The organism is Microbacterium sp. AR7-10, from assembly GCF_001878835.1.
Classification (GTDB): domain Bacteria; phylum Actinomycetota; class Actinomycetes; order Actinomycetales; family Microbacteriaceae; genus Microbacterium; species Microbacterium commune.
Window position 1 is genome coordinate 1 of sequence record NZ_MJIR01000105.1, and the last position, 2,350, is coordinate 2,350.

The following is a 2,350-nucleotide window of genomic DNA, read 5'->3' on the forward strand; positions in this document are numbered from 1 at the left end:
CTGTCAACGATCTTATGTCCTCGTATTAACCTACCTGGTAGTTTCCTACATTCTATTTGTTGTCTCTGCTTTTCTCGGTCTCGTTGTTCTTTTTTTTTTTTTTTAGATGTGTATAAGAGACAGCCTTGGCGATCTCGATGAGCTGCTGCTTGCCGACACCGAGCTGCCCGACGATCGTCGTCGGGTTCTCGTTCAGGCCCACGCGAGCCAGCAGCTCGGCGGCCTGGGCGTTGACCTCGTGCCAGTCGATGAGGCCGCCGCGACCGAGGATCTCGTTGCCGAGGAAGATGTTCTCGGCGACTGTGAGCTGCGGCACGACCGCCAGCTCCTGGTGCACGATGACGATCCCCTCGGCTTCGCTGTCGGCGAGGGAGCGGAACGCGACCTGGCGGCCCTCGAGCTCGATCGTCCCCTCGAAGCTGCCGTGCGGGTGGACGCCGCTGATGATCTCCATCAGCGTGGACTTGCCGGCGCCGTTCTCGCCGCAGATCGCGTGCACCTCGCCACGGTGGACGTCGATGGAGACGCCGGAGAGCGCGACGACGCCGCGGAATCGCTTCGTCACGCCCGTCATCCGCAGAAGCGGTTCAGCCATCGAGATCACCTCTGCGTTGCTCGGCTTCCGGAATGATATCGAATCGGTTAATTTGTTCGCAGGCGCCACAGATTTATTTGTCCGCAGGCACCTCAATATGCAATGCTCCGAGAGCGGCGTCAGCGCCTCCCGGAGACGACAGTGCAGTCCGCCGCATCAAGCCACCTTTCGAGGAAGAGAGATCGCAATGAGAAACACCGTCCTGCGCACCTTCGCGGCCACCGGCGCCTTCGCCCTGGCTCTGGGTCTTGCCGCATGCTCCAGCAGCGCCGAGCCGGGCTCCGGCTCCGGCGGTGACGGCGCCGCAGAGGACATCCTCGTCGGCGTCGCCATGCCGACCGAGACCTCCGAGCGCTGGATCGCCGACGGCGACGCCGTCAAGTCCCAGCTCGAGGAGCTCGGCTACGAGGTCGACCTCCAGTTCGCGAACGACGACATCCCGCGTCAGCAGCAGCAGCTCGACCAGATGATCACCAACGGCGCCGACATCCTCATCGTCGCGTCGATCGACGGCACCGCGCTGGCGACCCAGCTCGACAACGCCGCCAGCAAGGGCATCCCGGTCATCGCCTACGACCGGCTGATCAACGGCACCAAGAACGTCGACTTCTACGTCACGTTCGACAACTACAACGTCGGCGTGCAGCAGGCGCAGAGCCTGCTGCAGGGTCTCGGATACCTCGACGCCGACGGCAAGGAGACCGACCTCGCCGACAAGAAGATCATCGAGGTGTTCGCCGGTTCGCCCGACGACAACAACGCCGGATTCTTCTTCGACGGCGCGATGGACACCCTGAAGCCCTACCTCGACGACGGTCGCCTGACCATCGGCTCGGGCCAGAAGGACTTCGACACCGTGTCGACGCTGCGCTGGGACCCGGCCGTCGCGCAGAAGCGCATGGAGGACCTGCTGACCAGCACCTACGACGGCGGCTCGAAGCAGCTCGACGGTGTGCTCTCCCCCTACGACGGACTGTCGCGCGGCATCATCACCGCCCTCGAGAACGCGGGCTACGGCTCGACCATCGAGGCGGGCCTCCCCGTCGTCTCCGGTCAGGATGCGGAGATCGCCTCGGTGAAGATGATCGCCGACGGCGTGCAGTACGCCACCATCTTCAAGGACACCCGCAAGCTGGCCTCCCAGGCCGTGACCGCTGCGGAGTCCTTCGCCGACGGTGACAAGCCCGAGGCGAACGACACCGAGACCTACGACAACGGCGAGAAGGTCGTCCCGTCGTTCCTGCTCGAGTCCGACATCGTCGTCAGCGACAACATCCAGTCCCTGCTGATCGACTCGGGCTACTGGACCGAGGCCGAGGTCGCAGCCGGCGTCGCCGAGTAATCACTCGCACGAATACCACGGGGTTCGCCGCGCACCATGAGCTGCGCGGCGGATCCCGTGGGTCCGCGCTTCCAGAGACAGGAGCACCGATGTCCGACGTCATCCTCGAGATGCGCAACATCACCAAGAACTTCCCCGGCGTCAAGGTTCTCAAGAGCGTGAACCTCAGCGTCGAGCGTGGCCGGATCCACGCCATCTGCGGCGAGAACGGCGCCGGCAAGTCCACCCTCATGAAGGTGCTGTCGGGCGTCTACCCGCACGGCACGTACGAGGGCGACATCATCTTCGACGGCGCCCCACAGGAATTCGGAGCCATCAAGGACTCCGAGCGCGCCGGCATCGTCATCATCCACCAGGAGCTGGCCCTCGTGCCCTACCTCTCGGTGGCCGAGAAACTCTTCCTCGGCACAGAG

General features: G+C 64.1%; 2 protein-coding genes and 1 pseudogene. 2 read left to right on the top strand and 1 reads right to left on the bottom strand.

Translation table 11 applies throughout. The annotated features are described in order from the left end of the window. Positions 1–115: 115 nt before the first annotated feature. Positions 116–595 (bottom strand): annotated as a pseudogene (locus BFN01_RS14025) (ATP-binding cassette domain-containing protein); the annotation flags it as partial. 187 nt (positions 596–782) lie between these two features. On the opposite strand from BFN01_RS14025, the gene chvE reads away from it, so the two are divergent. Both chvE and BFN01_RS14035 read left to right on the top strand, forming a co-directional pair. Next, a complete protein-coding gene (gene chvE / locus BFN01_RS14030) occupies positions 783–1,937 on the top strand; it encodes a multiple monosaccharide ABC transporter substrate-binding protein (RefSeq protein ID WP_071644952.1) in 1,155 nt (384 codons plus the stop codon). Positions 1,938–2,026: 89 nt separating this feature from the next. Beyond that, positions 2,027–2,350, top strand: a 324-nt coding sequence (locus tag BFN01_RS14035) for an ATP-binding cassette domain-containing protein (protein ID WP_143187261.1), incomplete at its 3' end; no start/stop codon positions are given.

Excerpts from the sequence above, each read along its gene's own strand:
- chvE (WP_071644952.1), top strand. The coding sequence starts at position 783 with ATGAGAAACACCGTCCTGCGCACCTTCGCGGCCACCGGCGCCTTCGCC.